The 18,074-nt window shown below is 69.6% G+C and carries 30 protein-coding genes and 1 pseudogene; all 31 read right to left on the bottom strand.

All coding sequences use genetic code 11. The annotated features are described in order from the left end of the window. A partial coding sequence (locus ACE3Q3_RS17365) for a hypothetical protein (protein WP_374448224.1) occupies positions 1 to 523 on the bottom strand: 523 nt, incomplete at its 3' end. Between the two features lie 43 nt (positions 524 to 566). Then, positions 567 to 1,547, bottom strand: coding sequence for an RluA family pseudouridine synthase (locus tag ACE3Q3_RS17360; RefSeq protein ID WP_374448223.1), 981 nt, complete (start codon positions 1,545 to 1,547; stop codon positions 567 to 569). Beyond that, positions 1,544 to 2,857 carry a replication-associated recombination protein A gene (locus ACE3Q3_RS17355; RefSeq protein ID WP_374448222.1) on the bottom strand — a complete coding sequence of 438 codons (1,314 nt, stop codon included), beginning with the start codon at positions 2,855 to 2,857 and terminating at the stop codon, positions 1,544 to 1,546. The genes ACE3Q3_RS17360 and ACE3Q3_RS17355 overlap by 4 nt, the downstream gene beginning before the upstream one ends. A gap of 13 nt (positions 2,858 to 2,870) precedes the next feature. Then, positions 2,871 to 4,268: a Do family serine endopeptidase gene (locus tag ACE3Q3_RS17350; RefSeq protein WP_374448220.1), complete on the bottom strand. Its 1,398-nt coding sequence runs from the start codon at positions 4,266 to 4,268 to the stop codon at positions 2,871 to 2,873. A 115-nt stretch (positions 4,269 to 4,383) separates the two neighbouring features. After that, positions 4,384 to 4,803, bottom strand: coding sequence for a 50S ribosomal protein L17 (rplQ, locus tag ACE3Q3_RS17345; RefSeq protein WP_374448218.1), 420 nt, complete (start codon positions 4,801 to 4,803; stop codon positions 4,384 to 4,386). A gap of 31 nt (positions 4,804 to 4,834) precedes the next feature. Further along, on the bottom strand, positions 4,835 to 5,857 hold the full coding sequence (locus ACE3Q3_RS17340) for a DNA-directed RNA polymerase subunit alpha (protein WP_374448216.1): 1,023 nt from the start codon (positions 5,855 to 5,857) through the stop codon (positions 4,835 to 4,837). Positions 5,858 to 6,008: 151 nt separating this feature from the next. Beyond that, a complete protein-coding gene (gene rpsK / locus ACE3Q3_RS17335; RefSeq protein WP_374448214.1) occupies positions 6,009 to 6,401 on the bottom strand; it encodes a 30S ribosomal protein S11 in 393 nt (130 codons plus the stop codon). Between the two features lie 32 nt (positions 6,402 to 6,433). Then, entirely contained in the window at positions 6,434 to 6,802 is a 369-nt protein-coding gene (rpsM, locus tag ACE3Q3_RS17330) for a 30S ribosomal protein S13 (RefSeq protein WP_374448210.1), read from the bottom strand. 86 nt (positions 6,803 to 6,888) lie between these two features. Continuing rightward, positions 6,889 to 7,560 (bottom strand): adenylate kinase, encoded by a 672-nt coding sequence (locus ACE3Q3_RS17325; RefSeq protein WP_374448208.1) that lies wholly within the window; start codon positions 7,558 to 7,560, stop codon positions 6,889 to 6,891. A 16-nt stretch (positions 7,561 to 7,576) separates the two neighbouring features. Then, positions 7,577 to 8,917 carry a preprotein translocase subunit SecY gene (secY, locus tag ACE3Q3_RS17320; RefSeq protein WP_374448206.1) on the bottom strand — a complete coding sequence of 447 codons (1,341 nt, stop codon included), beginning with the start codon at positions 8,915 to 8,917 and terminating at the stop codon, positions 7,577 to 7,579. A 29-nt stretch (positions 8,918 to 8,946) separates the two neighbouring features. Beyond that, the gene (gene rplO / locus ACE3Q3_RS17315; protein WP_374448204.1) at positions 8,947 to 9,426 is read right to left on the bottom strand and encodes a 50S ribosomal protein L15; all 480 of its coding nucleotides are present in this window, start codon (positions 9,424 to 9,426) and stop codon (positions 8,947 to 8,949) included. 19 nt (positions 9,427 to 9,445) lie between these two features. Continuing rightward, on the bottom strand, positions 9,446 to 9,637 hold the full coding sequence (gene rpmD, locus ACE3Q3_RS17310) for a 50S ribosomal protein L30 (RefSeq protein WP_374448203.1): 192 nt from the start codon (positions 9,635 to 9,637) through the stop codon (positions 9,446 to 9,448). Then, complete coding sequence (gene rpsE, locus ACE3Q3_RS17305) at positions 9,637 to 10,263, bottom strand: 30S ribosomal protein S5 (RefSeq protein ID WP_374448201.1); 627 nt, start codon at positions 10,261 to 10,263, stop codon at positions 9,637 to 9,639. Before rpsE ends, rpmD begins: the two co-directional genes overlap by 1 nt. Positions 10,264 to 10,283: 20 nt before the next feature. Beyond that, a complete protein-coding gene (gene rplR / locus ACE3Q3_RS17300; RefSeq protein ID WP_374448199.1) occupies positions 10,284 to 10,646 on the bottom strand; it encodes a 50S ribosomal protein L18 in 363 nt (120 codons plus the stop codon). A gap of 10 nt (positions 10,647 to 10,656) precedes the next feature. Next, the gene (rplF, locus tag ACE3Q3_RS17295) at positions 10,657 to 11,190 is read right to left on the bottom strand and encodes a 50S ribosomal protein L6 (protein ID WP_374448196.1); all 534 of its coding nucleotides are present in this window, start codon (positions 11,188 to 11,190) and stop codon (positions 10,657 to 10,659) included. Between the two features lie 9 nt (positions 11,191 to 11,199). Continuing rightward, complete coding sequence (gene rpsH / locus ACE3Q3_RS17290) at positions 11,200 to 11,598, bottom strand: 30S ribosomal protein S8 (protein ID WP_374448193.1); 399 nt, start codon at positions 11,596 to 11,598, stop codon at positions 11,200 to 11,202. Between the two features lie 13 nt (positions 11,599 to 11,611). Further along, the gene (rpsN, locus tag ACE3Q3_RS17285) at positions 11,612 to 11,917 is read right to left on the bottom strand and encodes a 30S ribosomal protein S14 (protein WP_374448191.1); all 306 of its coding nucleotides are present in this window, start codon (positions 11,915 to 11,917) and stop codon (positions 11,612 to 11,614) included. A 22-nt stretch (positions 11,918 to 11,939) separates the two neighbouring features. After that, complete coding sequence (rplE, locus tag ACE3Q3_RS17280) at positions 11,940 to 12,479, bottom strand: 50S ribosomal protein L5 (RefSeq protein WP_374448189.1); 540 nt, start codon at positions 12,477 to 12,479, stop codon at positions 11,940 to 11,942. 11 nt (positions 12,480 to 12,490) lie between these two features. Beyond that, a complete protein-coding gene (gene rplX / locus ACE3Q3_RS17275) occupies positions 12,491 to 12,814 on the bottom strand; it encodes a 50S ribosomal protein L24 (protein WP_374448187.1) in 324 nt (107 codons plus the stop codon). 11 nt (positions 12,815 to 12,825) lie between these two features. Continuing rightward, positions 12,826 to 13,194, bottom strand: a complete 369-nt coding sequence (gene rplN / locus ACE3Q3_RS17270; protein ID WP_142226488.1) for a 50S ribosomal protein L14 — start codon at positions 13,192 to 13,194, stop codon at positions 12,826 to 12,828. A gap of 9 nt (positions 13,195 to 13,203) precedes the next feature. Further along, positions 13,204 to 13,464: a 30S ribosomal protein S17 gene (gene rpsQ, locus ACE3Q3_RS17265; RefSeq protein WP_374448185.1), complete on the bottom strand. Its 261-nt coding sequence runs from the start codon at positions 13,462 to 13,464 to the stop codon at positions 13,204 to 13,206. A 16-nt stretch (positions 13,465 to 13,480) separates the two neighbouring features. Next, the gene (gene rpmC, locus ACE3Q3_RS17260) at positions 13,481 to 13,687 is read right to left on the bottom strand and encodes a 50S ribosomal protein L29 (protein ID WP_374448183.1); all 207 of its coding nucleotides are present in this window, start codon (positions 13,685 to 13,687) and stop codon (positions 13,481 to 13,483) included. Next, positions 13,687 to 14,109, bottom strand: coding sequence for a 50S ribosomal protein L16 (gene rplP / locus ACE3Q3_RS17255; protein ID WP_374448181.1), 423 nt, complete (start codon positions 14,107 to 14,109; stop codon positions 13,687 to 13,689). Before rplP ends, rpmC begins: the two co-directional genes overlap by 1 nt. A 37-nt stretch (positions 14,110 to 14,146) precedes the next feature. Then, a complete protein-coding gene (rpsC, locus tag ACE3Q3_RS17250; RefSeq protein ID WP_374448179.1) occupies positions 14,147 to 14,824 on the bottom strand; it encodes a 30S ribosomal protein S3 in 678 nt (225 codons plus the stop codon). Beyond that, positions 14,824 to 15,204, bottom strand: coding sequence for a 50S ribosomal protein L22 (gene rplV / locus ACE3Q3_RS17245; protein WP_374448177.1), 381 nt, complete (start codon positions 15,202 to 15,204; stop codon positions 14,824 to 14,826). Before rplV ends, rpsC begins: the two co-directional genes overlap by 1 nt. Positions 15,205 to 15,208: 4 nt before the next feature. Continuing rightward, positions 15,209 to 15,487 (bottom strand): 30S ribosomal protein S19, encoded by a 279-nt coding sequence (gene rpsS, locus ACE3Q3_RS17240; protein ID WP_374448174.1) that lies wholly within the window; start codon positions 15,485 to 15,487, stop codon positions 15,209 to 15,211. Between the two features lie 12 nt (positions 15,488 to 15,499). Further along, a complete protein-coding gene (gene rplB / locus ACE3Q3_RS17235) occupies positions 15,500 to 16,327 on the bottom strand; it encodes a 50S ribosomal protein L2 (protein WP_374448172.1) in 828 nt (275 codons plus the stop codon). A 4-nt stretch (positions 16,328 to 16,331) separates the two neighbouring features. Beyond that, positions 16,332 to 16,670 carry a 50S ribosomal protein L23 gene (locus ACE3Q3_RS17230; RefSeq protein WP_374448170.1) on the bottom strand — a complete coding sequence of 113 codons (339 nt, stop codon included), beginning with the start codon at positions 16,668 to 16,670 and terminating at the stop codon, positions 16,332 to 16,334. After that, positions 16,667 to 17,287 (bottom strand): 50S ribosomal protein L4, encoded by a 621-nt coding sequence (gene rplD, locus ACE3Q3_RS17225; RefSeq protein ID WP_374448225.1) that lies wholly within the window; start codon positions 17,285 to 17,287, stop codon positions 16,667 to 16,669. Before rplD ends, ACE3Q3_RS17230 begins: the two co-directional genes overlap by 4 nt. Before the next feature lie 5 nt (positions 17,288 to 17,292). Then, a complete protein-coding gene (gene rplC, locus ACE3Q3_RS17220; RefSeq protein WP_374448168.1) occupies positions 17,293 to 17,979 on the bottom strand; it encodes a 50S ribosomal protein L3 in 687 nt (228 codons plus the stop codon). Positions 17,980 to 17,989: 10 nt separating this feature from the next. Continuing rightward, positions 17,990 to 18,074 (bottom strand): annotated as a pseudogene (gene rpsJ, locus ACE3Q3_RS17215) (30S ribosomal protein S10); the annotation flags it as partial.

Below are 18,074 nucleotides of genomic sequence, written 5' to 3'. Positions count from 1 at the left end.
AGGCGAGGCCGCGCAGCCAGGCGAGGCGGCGTTCGAGATGGTCGGCGTCGAGCGCCAGCCAGCCGGCGAGCCGGCCGTCGCCGCCGGTGGCGGCGAGGTCGGCCAGGCGCTCCAGGTCGCGCTCGGCGGCTTCGACCAGTCCGTCGATCACGCCGCGGCGGTCGCCCTCTTCGAGATGGTGGAGGAAGCGCAGCTTCAGGCCGACGACGAGGCGGTTGAGGTCGCCCTCGGTCGCGCGGACGGGGGCGCACATCAGGTCCCGCATCGCCCGCCGGCCGGCCACAGTGATCGACAGGACCGGATTGGTCTCGATGGCGGCATCGCCGGCGGCCGCCACCAGCCCTTCCAGGCGCAGCAGTTCGATCGACGGGCCGAGCAGTTCGATCGAGGGCGACACGGTGCGGCTGATGAACTGGCGGACGAGGCCGGCCAGCGCGCCATATTCGCGAGCGCCGTCGGCGAGGAAGCCCAGCGCGGCCAGCCGCACGGCCTGTGTCGGAGCGAGCGAGCGATCCTTGTACATGCCCGAAAGCTAGGGCCGGCGGGCCGCCCTGTCCAGGGTGCCGCTAGCCTTCGAGTTCGGCGAAGGGATCGCCGTCGTCGTCGCCGAAGCCGAAATAGGCCCAGGATTCCTGCATATGGCCCGGCAGCGGCGCGGTGACCGTCAGGGTGCCGCCGTCGGGATGCGGCAGCCGGATCGAGCGGGCATGCAGGTGCAGGGGCGCATCGGCGTCGAGGTCGGCCAGGAAGGCGGCCGATCCGCCATACTTGCCGTCGCCGACGATCGGCGTGTTCAGGACCGAGCCGCAATGGACGCGGAGCTGGTGGGTGCGCCCGGTGACCGGCATCAGCGCGAGCCAGCTCGCCTGGCGGCCGGCGCTCTCCACCGTCGCGTACCAGGTGACGGCGCGCTGCCCCTCCTCCTCGTCCTCCACCATGCGCTCGCCCTTGGTCGTGCCCCGCTTGGCGATCGGCGAATCGATCTTGCCGCGACGCGGCTTCGGCTGCCCCACCACCAGGGCCCAGTAGACCTTGCGCACGGTCTTGTCGCGGAAGGCGTCGCCGAGAAAGCGGGCGGCGGCGGCGGTGCGCGCGATCACGAAGACGCCGCTGGTGTCGCGGTCGAGCCGATGGACGAGGCGCGGCCGCTCGGCGGCGTCGAACTGCAGCGCCTCCAGCATGCCGTCGATGTGGCGGCGGGTGCCGGTGCCGCCCTGGACGGCGAGCCCGGGCGGCTTGTTCAGCACGATCAGGTGCCGGTCGCGATGCAGCACCAGCCCGCGCAGCATCTCGGCGTCGCGGGCGGCGACGGGCCGCGGCGCCGCCGGTTCCGTCGGGGCGGCGCCGAGCGGCGGGACCCGGATCACCTGGCCGGTGCCGACCCGCTGGCCCGCGGTCGCCCGCTTGCCGTCGACCCGCACCTGGCCGGTGCGCAGCAGCTTCTCCAGCCGCGCGTGCGCGAGCTCGGGGAAATGCCGCTTGAACCAGCGGTCGAGACGGATTTCCGACTCGCCCGGGTCGACGGTGATGGACTGGACGCCGCTCATCTCGGATCCCCTCGTTCGTCCGCCGCGCGCCGCTCGGACCGCAGTTTCGCCCAGTAGTCGAGCCGCTTGCGGATCTCCCGCTCGAAGCCGCGCTCGGCCGGATCGTAGAATTCCCGCCGCGCCATGCCGTCCGGGAAGTAGTTCTGGCCGGAGAAGGCGTCGGGCGCGTCGTGATCGTAGCGGTAGCCGGCGCCGTAGCCGAGATCGCGCATCAGCCGCGTCGGCGCATTGAGGATGTGGGCGGGCGGCATCAGCGACCCCGTCTCGCGCGCCGCCTGCGCGGCGGCCTTGTGGGCGACGTAGGCGGCGTTCGACTTGGGGGCGGTGCCGAGATAGATGACGAGCTGGGCCAGCGCGAGCTCGCCTTCCGGCGAGCCGAGCCGGTCGTAGGCCTCCCAGGCCGCGATCGCCTGCGTCAGCGCCGCCGGGTCGGCGAGGCCGATGTCCTCGACCGCGAACCGGGTCAGCCGCCGGGCGATGTAGATCGGATCCTCGCCGCCCGCCAGCATGCGCGCGAACCAGTAGAGCGCCGCGTCCGTGTCCGACCCGCGCAGCGACTTGTGGAGCGCGCTGATGAGGTTGTAGTGGCTCTCCTGGGCCTTGTCGTAGACGGGCGCCCGCCGCTGCACCGTCTCGACCAGCCGGGCGGCGTCGAGCGGGCGGTCGGCCGGCAGGCGGAACAGCTCCTCCGCCAGGTTCAGCAGATAGCGCCCGTCGCCGTCGGCCATCGCGTGCAGGGCCCGGCGTGCGTCGGAGTCGAGCGGCAGCGCCCGCCCCTCCAGCGCCTCGGCACGGGCCAGCAGCAGGTCCATGGCCGCATCGTCGAGCCGGCGCAGCACGAAGACCTGACACCGCGACAGCAGGGCCGCGTTCAGCTCGAAGGAGGGATTCTCGGTCGTCGCCCCGACGAGCACGATCGTGCCGTCCTCGACATAGGGCAGGAAGCCGTCCTGCTGGGCGCGGTTGAACCGATGGATCTCGTCGACGAAGAGCAGCGTCCCGCGGCCCATGCCGCGCCGGGCGCGCGCCGCCTCGAACGCCTTGCGCAGGTCGGCGACGCCGGAGAAGACCGCCGAGAGCGCCTCGAAATGCAGGTCCGTGCCGTCCGCCAGCAGGCGCGCGATGGTGGTCTTGCCGCAGCCGGGGGGGCCCCAGAGAATCATCGATGCGAGGCGGCCCTGCACGACCATGCGCCCGATCGGCGCGTCGGGCCCCAGCAGATGGTCCTGGCCCACCACCTCGGCCAGCCGGCGCGGCCGCAGGCGGTCGGCGAGCGGCCGCGGCGCCGCCGCCTCGAAGAGCCCGGTCATCGGCGGCCGGCGCTCATCCGCCGAGGGTGGCGGTGAGGGTCTCCTCCCCGCGGCGCACGGCGATGCACCAGGGCGCGCCGCCGCGGGCGAGCGCCCGGCGCAGCCGCTGCACCGATTCCATCGCCTCGCCGTTCACTTCCAGGACGACGTCGCCGGCCTGGAAGCCCCGGCGATGGGCGATCGAACCGGCGCGGACCCGGGTCACGACGACACCCCGCGGCGGCCCCTGGAAGCCGATCTCGTCGGCGAGCGCCGGCGACAGGTTGGCGATCTCGGCCCCGGCCAGCGGATGCCGCCCGTCGAGGACGGTCGTCTGCCGCGGCGGATCCTCGGGCGGCGGCAGCACCGCCACCGAGACCGAGGTGCGGTGCCCGTCGCGCAGGTAGACGACCGGCACCGTCCCGCCGAGCGGCGCCGTCGCGAAGCGGAAGCGCAGCGACTCCGGATCGTCGACCTCGCGCCCGCCGACTTCGAGCACGATGTCGCCGACCCGGAGGCCCGCCCGCACCGCCGGGCTGCCCGGCTGCACGTCGTTGAGGAGCACGCCGCGCGGCAGGCGCAGTCCCAGCGACTGCGCGATCTCCGCCGTCACCGCCTGCCCGCCGGCACCGAGCCACGGCCGCACGACCCGTGCCCCCTCGCCGCCGACCAGTACCGTGCGCACCATGTTGGCCGGGATGGCGAAGCCGATCCCGACCGAGCCGCCGCTGCGCGAATAGATCGCCGTGTTGATGCCGGCGAGCCGGCCGTCCAGCGTCACCAGGGCGCCGCCGGAATTGCCCGGGTTGATGGCGGCGTCGGTCTGGATGAAGAAGCCATAGTCGGTGATGCCGACGTTCGTCCGCGCCAGCCCCGAGACGATGCCGCTGGTCACCGTCTGGCCGACCCCGAAGGGATTGCCGATCGCCAGCACGAGGTCGCCGACCTCGAGCTCGTCGGAATCGCGCAGCTCGAGATAGGGCAGCGTCTCGCCCTGAAGCTCGACCTGGAGGACCGCGAGGTCGGTCCGCTCGTCGCTGCGCACCAGCCGGGCCGGATACTCGCGCCGGTCGGCGAGGACGACGCGGATCTCGTCGGCGCCGCGCACGACATGGTGGTTGGTGACGACGGTGCCGCCCGCGGCGACGATCACGCCCGAGCCGAGCGACTGCTGCACCCGCTCGCGCGGACCGAGCGACAGGCCCTGATCGCCGAAGAACCGGCGGAAGAGCGGGTCGTCGAAGAGCGGGTTGGCGACCCGCTGCGTCCGCCGGGTGAAGACGTTGACGACCGCCGGCGCCACCCGGCGCACCACCGGCGCGAAGCTGAGCTGCACCTGCTCGCGATCGGCCGGCACGACCCGGGCCGGCTGCGCCGAGGCGGCGGCCGGCGCCAGCAGGACGATCAGGGCGGAGATCAGCAGCGGGCGCATGGGACTGGATGTAGGCAACCGGCTCGGCTTTGGGAATATCGGGGTTGGCGCCGGCCGAAAAGGAAAGGGCGGCCGCAGGCCGCCCTTCCTCCGATCCATCCGCCAGGGGCGAACGTTACGCGGCGGCCGCCCCTTCGGCTTCCGCCTTCGGGCCGCTGTCCTGGCCCTTGGCGGCGGGGTCGCGGTCGACGAACTCGATCACCGCCATTGCCGCGTTGTCGCCCTGGCGGAAGCCCGCCTTCAGGACGCGCGTGTACCCGCCCGCGCGGCTGCGATAGCGGTCGGCCAGCACCGTCAGCAGCTTCGAGGCCATCGCCTCGTCCTGCAGCGTCGCGATGAGCTGCCGGCGGGCATGCAGCCCGCCGCGCTTGCCGAGCGTCACCAGCTTCTCGACGAAGGGCCGGAGCTCCTTCGCCTTCGGCAGGGTGGTGCGGATCTGCTCGTGCTTCACGAGCGAGGCCGCCATGTTGTCGAGCATCGCCTTGCGATGGGTGGTGGTACGGCCGAGCTTCCGGCCGGCGAGACGATGGCGCATCTGCCCTTCCTCCTGAACCTGATCGGCGCGCTCAGTACGGCTCTTCGAGCCGCTTGGCGAGATCTTCGATGTTCTCCGGCGGCCAGCCCGTGACCTCCATGCCGAGATGGAGGCCCATCTGGGCCAGCACTTCCTTGATCTCGTTGAGCGACTTGCGCCCGAAATTCGGCGTCCGCAGCATTTCCTGCTCGGTCTTCTGCACGAGGTCGCCGATATAGACGATGTTGTCGTTCTTCAGGCAGTTCGCCGAACGGACCGACAGCTCCAGCTCGTCCACCTTGCGCAGGAGATTCCGGTTGAACGGGAACTCCTGGGCCTTCACGTCCTCCGAGGCCGGCTTCGGCTCCTCGAAGTTGATGAAGATCTGCAGCTGGTCCTGGAGGATGCGGGCGGCGAGCGCGACCGCGTCCTCCGGCGACACCGCACCGTTGGTCTCGACCCGCATCGACAGCTTGTCGTAGTCGGTGACCTGACCGACGCGGGTGTTGTCGACCTTGTAGGTGACCTTGCGCACCGGGCTGTAGAGCGCATCGACGGGGATGAGCCCGATCGGCGCGTCCTCCGGACGGTTCTGCGCCGCCGCCACGTAGCCCTTGCCGTTCTCGACCACGAATTCCATCGTGATCTTGGCGTCGCGGTCGAGGGTGCAGATCACGAGATCGGGGTTCATCACCTCGATGTCGTGGCCCGCCTCGATCTGTCCGGCGCGCACCTCACCCGGACCCGACGCCTTCAGCCGCATCCGCTTCGGGCCGTCGCCATGCATCCGCAGCGCCAGGCTCTTCACGTTGAGCACGATGTCGGTCACGTCCTCGCGGACGCCCGGGATCGACGAGAACTCGTGCAGCACGCCCTCGATCTGGATCGAGGTCACCGCCGCACCCTGGAGCGACGACAGCAGCACCCGCCGCAGGGCGTTGCCCAGCGTCAGGCCGAAGCCGCGCTCCAGCGGTTCGGCCACCACCGTCGCCACGCGCTTGGGGTCGTCGCCCGGCTCGACGCTCGGCTTCTTTGGCTTGATCAACTGCTGCCAATTCTTCTGGATCACGAGCATGTTCCTCACGCTCTCTGGGTACCGATCGCGGCACCCGTTCACTGGTGACGGCCGCGGGGATCATGGACCCCCACGGCCGGAACCCACTCGAATGTCGGACGCGCGCCCGCGTCCGCTGGGCCGGCCCGCCGGCCGGCCACTGCTGCGTCGCTCAGACGCGGCGCCGCTTCGGCGGCCGGCAACCGTTGTGCGGGATCGCCGTCACGTCCCGGATCGAGGTCACGATGAAGCCGACGGTCTGCAGCGCGCGCAGCGCCGACTCGCGACCCGATCCCGGCCCCTTGACCTCGATCTCGAGCGTGCGCATGCCGTGCTCCATCGCCTTGCGGCCGGCCGCCTCGGCCGCCATCTGCGCCGCATAGGGGGTCGACTTGCGCGAGCCCTTGAAACCCTGGCTGCCCGCCGAAGCCCAGGCGATCGTATTGCCCTGGGCGTCGGTGATGGTGACCATGGTGTTGTTGAAGGACGCGCTGACGTGCGCGGTGCCCGAGGTGATGTTCTTCCGTTCGCGGCGCCGGATGCGCCCCGCAGGTGCCTTGACCATTGCTGACCTTCCGATTTCCTAGCGCGTCCGCGTCACTTCTTCTTGCCGGCGATCGGCCGCGCCGGACCCTTGCGGGTGCGGGCGTTGGTGTGGGTCCGCTGACCCCGCACCGGCAGACCGCGGCGGTGCCGCAGGCCGCGATAGCAACCGAGATCCATCAGACGCTTGATGTTCATCGCGACTTCGCGGCGCAGGTCGCCCTCGACCCGGTGCTCGCGGTCGATGTGCTCGCGGATGCGCAGCACCTCGTCCTCGGTGAGCTGGTTCACCCGCTGCTCGCTGGGAATGCCGATCTTGGCGCAGATCTGCCTGGCCGTCGTCCGACCGATCCCGTGGATGTAGGTCAGCGCGATCTCGACGCGCTTCTGATTGGGGATGTTCACGCCAGCAATGCGCGCCACGAGAATGCTCCTAGCAAACGTGCGAAAGGGTACGGACCGCAGGGTGCGCCGGAAAGTCGGGCATTATATGCGGATGCCGCGCTGAGTCAACGCGAGTCTCCCGCCGGAGCGACCGCGGCCAGCACGCGATCGATCGCCGCGGCGACCTCGTCCATCGCCGCCATGCCGTCGACCGGGTGCAGGAGCCCGTGCTGCCGGTAGTAGGGCAGGATCGGCGCGGTCTGGGTGCGGTAGGCGTCGAGCCGGGTCCGCACCGTCTCCGAATTGTCGTCCGCGCGGCGGGTGAACTCGGTTCCGCCGCAGCGGTCGCAGACACCGGGCACCGCCGTCGGCTTGAACCGGTCGTGATAGCCGGCGCCGCAGCGGGCGCAGGTGAAGCGGCCGGTGATGCGCTCGACCAGCGCCGCCTCGTCGACCGCCAGTTCGACGACCGCGTCGAGACGGAGCCCGCGCCGCGCCAGCATCGCGTCCAGGGCCTCGGCCTGGGCCGCCGTCCGCGGAAAGCCGTCGAGAATGAAGCCGCGGGCGCAGTCCGGACTGCCGATGCGCTCGTCGATCATGCCGATGATGACCGCATCCGGCACCAGTTCGCCGCGGTCCATCACCGCCTTCGCTTCGCGGCCGAGCGCCGTGCCGGCGGCCACCGCCGCACGCAGCATGTCGCCGGTCGACAGCTGGACGATGCCGTGGCGCTCCTCCAGCCGCTTGGCCTGGGTGCCCTTGCCCGCTCCGGGAGGGCCCAGCAGGATGATGTTCATCGATCCCGGACCCGGCCTAGTTGCGCCCACGCAGGCGGGACTTCTTGATGAGGCCCTCGTACTGGTGCGCCAGCAGGTGCGAATGGATCTGGGCGACCGTGTCCATCGTCACGCTGACGACGATCAGCAGGCTGGTGCCGCCGAAGTAGAACGGCACCGAGTACTGCGAGATCAGGAACTCCGGCAGCAGGCAGATCACGGCCAGATAGAGCGCACCCACGACCGTCAGCCGCGTCAGCACATGATCGAGATAGTCCGCCGTCGTCTTGCCCGGGCGGATGCCCGGCACGAAGCCGCCGTACTTGCGCAGGTTGTCGGCCGTCTCCGCGGGATTGAAGACGATCGCGGTATAGAAGAAGGCGAAGAAGATGATGAGCCCGGCATAGAGGATCATGTACGCCGGCTGACCGTGCCCGAGCCAGGCCGAGACCTGCTGCAGCCATTCCGGCCCCTGGCCGGCGCTGAAGCTGGCGAAGGTCGCCGGCAGCAGCAGGAGCGAGCTCGCGAAGATCGGCGGGATCACGCCCGAGCTGTTCAGCTTGAGCGGCAGGTGCGAGCTCTCGCCGCCGAACATGCGGTTGCCGACCTGGCGCTTCGGGTACTGGACCAGGATGCGGCGCTGCGCCCGCTCCATGAAGACGATCGCGAACACGACCGCGACCGACATCACCAGGAAGAAGACGATGAGGAAGGCCGACAAGGCGCCGGTGCGGCCGAGTTCCAGCGTGTTGACCAGCGCGAACGGCAGATTGGCGACGATGCCGGCGAAGATGATGAGCGAGATGCCGTTGCCGACGCCGCGCGCGGTGATCTGCTCGCCGAGCCACATCAGGAACATGGTGCCGCCGACGAGGGTGATGACCGTCGACAGGCGGAAGAACATGCCGGGATCGATGACGGCGCCGCCGGTCGCGCCCGTCAGCTGCTCCAGTCCGACGGCGATGCCGTAGGCCTGGACCGACGCCAGCAGGACGGTGCCGTACCGGGTGTACTGGTTGAGCTTCTTGCGCCCGGCCTCGCCTTCCTTCTTCAACGTCTCCAGCGTCGGCGAGACCGCCGTCAGGAGCTGGATGATGATCGACGCCGAGATGTACGGCATGATGTTCAGCGCGAAGATCGTCATGCGGCCCAGGGCGCCGCCGGCGAACATGTCGAACATCGCGAGGATGCCGCCCGAATTCTGCTGGAACACCTGCGCCAGCACATGCGGGTTGATCCCCGGGATCGGGATGTAGGTCCCGATCCGGTACACGACGAGCGCGGCGAGCGTGAACCAGATCCGCTTCTTCAGTTCCGTCGCTTTCGCGAAGGCCCCGAAGTTGATGTTCGCCGCGAGCTGCTCGGCCGCCGATGCCATTTGGCTCTATCCCCGGACGGAGGGCGCGATCAGGCGCCCGCCGCCTCCGCTGCCGCCGGAACGATGACCTTGCCGCCGGACTGCTCGACGGCCGCGATCGCCGCGGCCGAGGCGCCGGCGACGGAGATCGTCACCGCCGCCTTGATCTCGCCCTGGGCGAGCAGGCGGACGCCGTCCTTCGCCTTGCCGACGAGGCCGGCGCGGCGCAGCGCGTCGACATCGATCGTCGCAGCGACGTCGATCCGGCCGGCGTCGATCGCCTTCTGCAGGCGGCCGATGTTGACCAGCTCGTACTCCTTGCGGAACGGCTTGACGAAGCCGCGCTTCGGCAGGCGCCGATGCAGCGGGGTCTGGCCGCCCTCGAAGCCGGCCAGCGCCACGCCGGAGCGGGCCGTCTGGCCCTTGCCGCCGCGACCGGAGGTCTTGCCCTTGCCGGAGCCGATACCGCGGCCGACCGCCTTGGACTTCTTGCGCGCGCCCGGATTGTCGCGGATCTCGTTGAGCTTCATGTCGCTTCCCCGATCACCCTCAGGCCGGCTCGACCCGGATGAGGTGCTTCACCTTGAAGATCATGCCCCGCACCGAAGGCGTGTCCTCGAGGACCCGGGTGCGGTTCATCTTGTTGAGGCCGAGCCCGATCAGGGTCGCCTCCTGGTCCTTCTGCCGGCCGATCACGCTGGCGATCTGGGTCACCCGGACCCGCGCCGTGCCCTCGCTCATCACGCCTGCTCCCGCGTCTCTTCGCGGCGGCCGAGGATCTCGCTGACCTTCTTGCCGCGACGGTTGGCGACGGCGCGCGGCGAGCTGATGCCGCCCAGCGCCTCGAAGGTCGCCTTCACCATGTTGTGGGGGTTCGACGTGCCGACCGACTTGGCGACCACGTCATGGACGCCCAGCGCCTCGAAGACCGCGCGCATCGGGCCGCCGGCGATGATGCCGGTGCCGGCCACCGCCGCCCGCAGCACGACCTTGCCGGCACCGAAGTGCCCGCGCGCGTCGTGATGCAGCGTCCGCCCCTCGCGCAGCGGCACCCGGATCATGCCGCGCTTGGCCTGCTCGGTCGCCTTGCGGATCGCCTCCGGCACCTCGCGGGCCTTGCCCGAGCCGTGCCCGACGCGCCCCTTGCCGTCGCCGACGACGACGAGGGCGGCGAAGCCGAAGCGCCGGCCGCCCTTCACCACCTTGGCGACGCGGTTGATGCTGACGAGCTTCTCGACGAGTTCGCCCTCGTCGCCCCCGCGCTCCCGGTCGGACCCGCGCTCGCGACCGCGCCCGCCTTCGCGTTGCGGCCGATCGCTCGACGGGGACCGTCCCGAGGAATTCCGTGACGTGGGAGTGCGTGCCATTTCGATTCCCGTCCTGCTCGTCAGAAGGAGAGGCCGCCTTCGCGCGCGGCCTCGGCCAGCGCCTTGACGCGGCCGTGATAGGGGTAGCCGCCGCGATCGAACACGACGGTCTCGACGCCGGCCGCCTTGGCGCGCTCGGCGAGCAGCAGCCCGACCTCGCGCGCGGCGGCGATGTCGGCGCCGGTCTTGAGGCGGCCGCGCAGATCCTTCTCCAGCGACGATGCGGCGGCGACCGTGTGGCCCTTGCCGTCGTCGATGATCTGGGCGTGGATGTGCTTGCTCGACCGGAAGACCGACAGCCGCGGACGGCCGCCCGACTTCGCCTGGATCTGGGCCCGCGTCCGCTGCCGGCGGCGGGCAAACAACTCTTTCGTCGTCAGCATCTGCCGGGTCCTACTTCTTCTTGCCTTCTTTGCGGAGGATCGTCTCCTCCGCGTACTTGATGCCCTTGCCCTTGTACGGCTCGGGCGGGCGATAGGACCGGATCTTAGCCGCCACCTCGCCGACGCGCTGCTTGTCGGCCCCGCTCACCTGGATGGCGGTCGGCCGCTCGCAGACGATCTTGATGTCGTCGGGGATCGGGAAGATCACGTCGTGGCTGTAGCCGAGCTGCATCGTCAGAGTCTTGCCCTGGACGGCCGCGCGATAGCCGACGCCGTTGATCTCCAGCGACCGCGTATAGCCCTCGGAGACGCCGCGCACCAGGGCGAGCAGCCGGTTGCGCGCGGTGCCCCACTGGGTCCGGGCCCGCTGGCTGTCGTTGGCCGGCTGCACCACGGCCTTGCCGTCGGCGACCGCGATCGCGACCTCGGGATTGATGCTCATGGACAGCTGACCCAGCTTGCCCTTGGCGGTGACGGTCTGCCCGGCGACCTGGAGGTCGACGCCGTTCGGAATGGCGACCGGGTTCTTGCCCACTCGAGACATGGTCGGTCCTCAGAACACCTGGCAGAGGACTTCGCCGCCGACGTTCGCCGAGCGTGCCTCGTTGTCGGAGAGCACGCCCCGCGGCGTCGACAGGATCGCCATGCCGAGTCCGTTGTAGTAGCGCGGCAGGTCGGCGATCTTCGAATAGACGCGCCGGCCGGGGCGGGAGACCCGGGCGATCGCGCGGATCGCCGGTTCGCCGTCGGTGTACTTCAGCTCGATATCGAACGCCGCCACGCCCGGACGGATCTCCCGCCGCGAGTAGCCGCGGATGAAGCCCTCCCGCAACAGCACCTCGAGCACGTTCGCGCGGACCTTGGACGCCGGGGACGACACCACCGACATCCGCGCCATCTGCCCATTGCGGATGCGGGTCAGCATATCGCCGAGCGGATCGCTCATCGACATTCCGATAACTCCCTTACCAGCTCGACTTCACGACGCCGGGGATCTGCCCCGTCGACGCGAGCTCGCGCAGCGCGATGCGCGAGAGCTTGAACTTGCGATAGACCGCGCGCGGGCGCCCGGTCAGCTCGCAACGGTTGCGGATCCGCACCTTCGACGAGTTGCGCGGCATCTCGGCCAGCTTGAGGCGCGCATCGAAACGCTCCTCCGGCGCCAGGTTCTCGTCCTTCGCCATCGCCTTCAGCCGCGCGCGCTTCGCCGCATACCGCTTGGTCAGAGCCTGCCGGTGCTTGTTCTTTTCGACGGCACTGGTCTTAGCCATGGAATGTTCCTCGCGGCCCGGCTCAGTTGTAGAACGGCATGTCGAAGGCCTTGAGCAGGGCCTTCGCTTCGGCGTCGCTGCGGGCGGTCGTCACGATCGTGATGTCCATGCCGCGCGGCGACTCGACCTTGTCGTAGTTGATCTCGGGGAACACGAACTGCTCCTTGAGACCCAGCGAGTAGTTGCCCCGGCCGTCGAAGCTGCGCCCCGAGAGGCCGCGGAAGTCCCGCACCCGCGGCAGCGCGATATGCACCAGCCGGTCGAGGAACTCGTACATGCGCTCGGCGCGGAGCGTGACCTTGCAGCCGATCGGCATGCCCTGGCGCACCTTGAAGGTCGCGATCGCCTTCTTGGCCCGGGTCACGATCGGCTTCTGGCCGGCGATCGCCGTCAGGTCCTCGACCGCACCCTGCACCTTCTTGGTGTCCTGGGTCGCCTCGCCGACGCCCATGTTGATGACGATCTTCTCCAGCCGCGGCACCTGCATCGCGTTCTGGTAGCCGAACTCCTTGATGAGCGCCGGCTTGACCGTGGATTCGTACTGCTCTCTGAGACGCGACATCACGGCACCCGTCAAACGTCGATGACCTCGCCCGAGCCCTTGGCGACTCGGACCTTTCGGCCATCTTCGAGGTTCTTGAAACCGACCCGGGTCGCCTTGTTCGACTTCGGATCGACATGGGCCACGTTGGAGACGTGGATCGTACCTTCCTTCTCCACGATCCCGCCCTGGTCGCGGGCCGTCTGGCGCGTATGGCGCTTCACCATGTTCACGCCTTCGACGACGACGCGCGACTCCGTCGGGATGGCCCGCAGCACGGTGCCGACCTTGCCCTTGTCGCGGCCGGTGATCACGACGACGCGATCACCCTTCTTGACCTTCATCTTCACGGTCATCGCTCGGGTCCTCACAACACTTCCGGAGCGAGCGAGACGATCTTCATGAACTTCTTCGCTCGGAGCTCGCGGGTGACCGGGCCGAAGATGCGGGTGCCGATCGGCTCGTTCTGCTTGTTGATGAGGACCGCCGCATTGTTGTCGAAGCGGATCGCGCTGCCGTCCGTGCGGCGGATTTCCTTGGCGGTGCGGACGATGACGGCTCGATGGACGTCACCCTTCTTCACGCGGCCGCGCGGAATGGCCTCCTTCACGGAGACGACGATGACGTCGCCGACCGAGGCAACCTTGCGCTTCGACCCGCCCAGCACCTTGATGCACATGACGCGGCGAGCGCCGGAGTTGTCGGCGACGTCCAGGTTAGTCTGCATCTGGATCATGGCGGTTCCTTACGCTCCAGCAGCCACGGTGGCGCCGGCTTCCTCGGTCAGCACCTCCCAGCGCTTGCGCGCCGAGAGCGGCCGGCATTCGACGATGCGGACGGTGTCGCCGACCTTGAAGGCGTTCGCCTCGTCGTGGGCCATGTACTTCTTCGAGCGGGTGATGAACTTCTTGTAGAGGGGATGCATGACGCGGCGCTCGACACGGACGACGATCGTCTTGTCGCCCTTGTCGCTGACCACGACCCCCTGCATGACTCGCCTGGGCATCTCGCTGTTGCTCCCGCTAGGACGCCTTCTGCGCCCGCTCGTTCAGGATCGTCTTGATGCGGGCCGCCTCGCGCCGCACCTGGCGCACGCGCGCCGTGTTCTCGAGCTGGCCGCTGGCACGCTGGAAGCGCAGGTTGAACGCCTCCTTGTGCAGCGCCTCGAGCTGGGTCGCCAGCTCGTCGGCGGTCTTCGCCCGCAGGTCCGTCGCCTTCGACTCGGCCATCACTCGCCTCCTTCGCCCAAGCGGGTGACGACCCGGGTCGCGATCGGCAGCTTGGCCGACGCGAGCTCGAACGCCTCGCGGGCGATGGTCGTCGGCACGCCGTCGAGCTCGAACATGATGCGGCCCGGCTTCACCCGGCACATCCAGAACTCCGGCGAACCCTTGCCCGAGCCCATGCGGACCTCGGCCGGCTTCTTCGACACCGGCACGTCCGGGAACACGCGGATCCACACCCGGCCGACGCGCTTGATGTGGCGGGTGATCGCCCGCCGCGCCGCCTCGATCTGGCGCGCCGTGATTCGCCCCGGCTCGGTCGCCTTGAGCCCGACCGAGCCGAAGTTCAGCGCGAAGCCGCCCTTGGCCAGGCCGTGGACGCGCCCCTTGTGCGCCTTGCGGTACTTGGTCCGCTTCGGTTGCAACATCGCTCGTTACTCTCTCTAAGCGCTCAGCGGGTCGGGATCAGCGGCCGGACGTCGCCTCGAGGGCGCGCTTCTCGTGCGCCATCGGGTCGTGCGCCATGATCTCGCCCTTGAAGACCCACACCTTGACGCCGCAGGTCCCGTAGGTGGTCTTGGCGGTGCCGACGCCGAAATCGACGTCCGCCCGCAGCGTGTGCAGCGGCACGCGACCTTCGCGGTACCACTCCATGCGCGCGATCTCCGCGCCGCCGAGACGGCCCGAGCAGTTGATGCGGATGCCCTGGGCGCCGAGCCGCATCGCCGACTGCACCGCCCGCTTCATCGCGCGGCGGAACGCCACCCGGCGCTCGAGCTGCTGGGCGATGTTGTCGGCGATCAGCTTGGCGTCGATCTCGGGCTTGCGGATCTCGACGATGTTCAGGCTGACTTCGCTCTGGGTCATCTTGCCCAGGTCGCCGCGCAGCTTGTCGATGTCGGTGCCCTTCTTGCCGATGACGACGCCGGGACGCGCGCTGTGCAGCGTGATCCGGGCCTTCTTGGCCGCGCGCTCGATGATGACCCGGGCGACGCCGGCCTGCACGAGCCGCTTGGTCAGGTAGCTGCGGAGCTTCAGATCCTCCTGCAGGATGTCGGCATAGTCGCGCTTGGCGAACCAGCGCGAATCCCAGGTGCGGTTGATCCCGAGCCGGAGCCCGATCGGGTTGACCTTCTGACCCATCAGGCCTTCTCCTCGCGCTCACCGACCACGATGGTCAGGTTGCTGAACGGCTTCTCGACACGGGCGGCACGGCCCCGGGCGCGGGCGTGGAACCGCTTGATCGAGAAGGTCTTTCCGACGGACGCCTCCTTCACGTAGAGACGGTCGACGTCCAGCTGGTGGTTGTTCTCGGCGTTCGCGATGGCGGACTGCAGCACCTTCCGGACGTCCACCGCCATGCGGCGATGGAGGAAGGTCAGCCGCGCGATCGCCGCCTGGCAGTCGAGCCCGCGGATGCTGGCCGCCACCAGGTTCAGCTTGCGCGGGCTGGTGCGCAGCACGCGGGCGACGGCCATCGCCTCGTTCTCCGCGACCCGGCGCGGTGCCGACGGCTTGCTCATCGCGTCAGCCCCTCTTCGCCTTCTTGTCGCCGGCGTGACCCTGGAAGGTCCGCGTCGGCGAGAATTCCCCGAACCGGTGGCCGATCATGTTCTCGTTGACCAGCACCGGGACGAACTTGTGACCATTGTGAACGCCGAACGTCAGGCCGACGAACTGCGGCAGGATGGTCGACCGCCGCGACCAGGTCCTGATGATCTCGTTGCGTCCGGCCGAACGCGCCTTCTCCGCCTTCTTCAGCAGAAAGCCGTCGACGAACGGACCCTTCCAAACCGAGCGAGCCACGCCTGGCCTCCGTTACTTCGCGTGCCGCCGGCGAACGATCAGCCGGTCGGTCTTCTTGTTGTTCCGGGTCTTCTTGCCCTTGGTGGGCTTGCCCCACGGGGTCACCGGATGCCGGCCGCCCGAGGTGCGGCCTTCGCCGCCGCCGTGCGGATGGTCGATCGGGTTCATGGCGACGCCGCGCACGCCGGGCTTGCGGCCCAGCCAGCGGTTGCGTCCCGCCTTGCCGATGTTGACGTTCGACTGGTCCGGGTTCGACACCGCGCCGATCGTCGCCATGCAGTCCGAGCGCACCATGCGGACCTCGCCCGAGGCGAGGCGCAGCAGGGCGTTCGACTGGTCGCGGCCGACGAGCTGGGCGTAGGTGCCGGCGGAGCGCGCCATCTGGCCGCCCCGGCCCATCTTCAGCTCGACATTGTGGACGATCGTGCCGACCGGGATGCTCCGGAGCGGCAGCGCATTGCCCGGCTTGATGTCGACGCGTTCGCCCGAGACGACCTTGTCGCCCGCCTTCAGGCGCTGCGGCGCCAGGATGTAGGCGAGTTCGCCGTCCTCGTAGCGGATGAGGGCGATGAAGGCCGTGCGGTTGGGATCGTACTCCAGCCGCTCGACGGTCGCGCTGACGTCGAACTTGCGGCGCCGGAAGTCGACCATCCGGTAGCGCTGCTTGTGGCCGCCGCCGCGCCAGCGCACGGTCACGTGGCCGTGCGTGTTGCGGCCGCCCGACGAGCTCTTGCCCTCGGTCAGCTTCTTGACCGGCTTGCCCTTGTAGAGCTCCGACCGGTCGACCAGCACCAGTTCGCGCTGCGACGGCGTGGTCGGGTTGAACGTCTTGAGTGCCATCGCCTCAAACCCCCGTCGTCACGTCGATCGTGTAGCCGGGCGCCAGACGGACCATCGCCTTCTTGAAGTCCTGACGGACGCCGAGGCGGCCCTTGAAGCGCTTCTCCTTGCCGGCGACGCGCAGCGTGTTCACGGCCACGACCTTGACGCTGAACAGGCCCTCGACCGCGGCCTTGATCTGCGGCTTGGACGCCGACAGCGGCACGCGGAAGGTGACCTGGTTGTGCTCCGAGCCCATGGTCGCCTTCTCGGTGATGACCGGGCTCGTCACGAGCTGGAACATCTGCTCGCGGGTGAGGTTGGCCGTGGTCTTGGCGGCCGGGAAGTAGCGGAAGCGGCTCATTTCAGGCGGGCCTCCAGGGCCTCGACCGCGCCGCGCGTCAGCACGAGCGTGTCGCGGCGCAGGATGTCGTACACGTTGGCGCCCTGCTGCGGCAGCACGTCGACCTGGGGCAGGTTGCGCGCTGCACGCGCGAAGCCCTGGTCGATCTCGTTGCCGCCGATGAACAGGACCGACGACCAGCCGAGCTTGCCGAGGCGCTGCACCAGCGCCTTGGTCTTCGCCTCCGGCAGGCGGGCGTCGTCGATGACGACGAGCTTGCCGTCCGCCTGCTTGCTCGACAGCGCGGTCTTCAGGGCCAGCGCGCGGACCTTCTTCGGCAGATCGTAGCCATGGTCGCGAACGACCGGGCCGAAGATCACCGCGCCGCCGCGGAACTGCGGCGAGCGCATCGAACCCTGGCGGGCCCGGCCGCTGCCCTTCTGGCGCCACGGCTTCTTGGTCGTGCCGGCGATGTCGCCGATCTGCTTGGCCTTGTGCGTGCCGGCGCGGCGCTTGGCGAGCTGCCAGTGCACCGCACGGGCGAGCAGGTCGCCGCGCACCGGCACGCCGAACACCGCCTCGTCCAGCTCGATCGTGCCGGCTTCGCCGGCGTCGAGCGTCATCACGTTCTGCTGCATCGCCATCACTCGGACTTGGGCTGCCGCACGGCCGCCGGGAACGGCAGGCCGTCGGGCGCCTTGCGCTTCACCGCGTCGCGGACCAGGACGAAGCCGCCCTCCGCCCCGGGGATCGCTCCCTTGACGAGCAGCAGGCCGCGCTCGGCGTCGGTCTGGACCACGGTCAGGTTCTGGGTGGTGACGCGGACGTCGCCCATGTGCCCGGCCATCTTCTTGTTCTTGAAGGTCTTGCCGGGATCCTGGCGGCCACCGGTCGAACCGTGGCTGCGGTGGCTGACCGACACGCCGTGCGTCGCCCGCAGGCCGCCGAAATTGTGCCGCTTCATCGGCCCGGCGAAGCCCTTGCCGATGGTCGTCCCGGTCACGTCGACCTTCTGGCCGACCGCGAAATGGTCGACCGTGATCTCGGCCCCGACATCGACCAGACCGTCCGCCTCGACGCGGAACTCCACCAGCTTGCGCTTCGGCTCGACCTTCGCCTTGGCGAAATGGCCGCGCATCGGCTTGGTCACGTTCTTGACCTTGACCTGGCCGACGCCGAGCTGGACGGCCGTATAGCCGTCGGTCTCGACCGTCCGCTGGGCGACGACCTGGCAGTTGTCGACCTGCAGCACGGTCACGGGAACGTGCTCGCCCTCCGCGGTGAACACCCGCGTCATGCCGAGCTTGCGTGCGATCAGTCCGGTACGCATCGCCACCGCCTCAGAGCTTGATCTCGACATCGACGCCGGCGGCGAGGTCGAGCTTCATCAGCGCGTCCACGGTCTGCGGCGTCGGGTCGACGATG

Origin of the sequence: Allostella sp. (assembly GCF_041913585.1) — a bacterium.
Classification (GTDB): domain Bacteria; phylum Pseudomonadota; class Alphaproteobacteria; order ATCC43930; family Allostellaceae; genus Allostella.
Note: the sequence above shows the minus strand (reverse complement) of the source record. Positions and strands in the feature narration are given on the sequence as shown.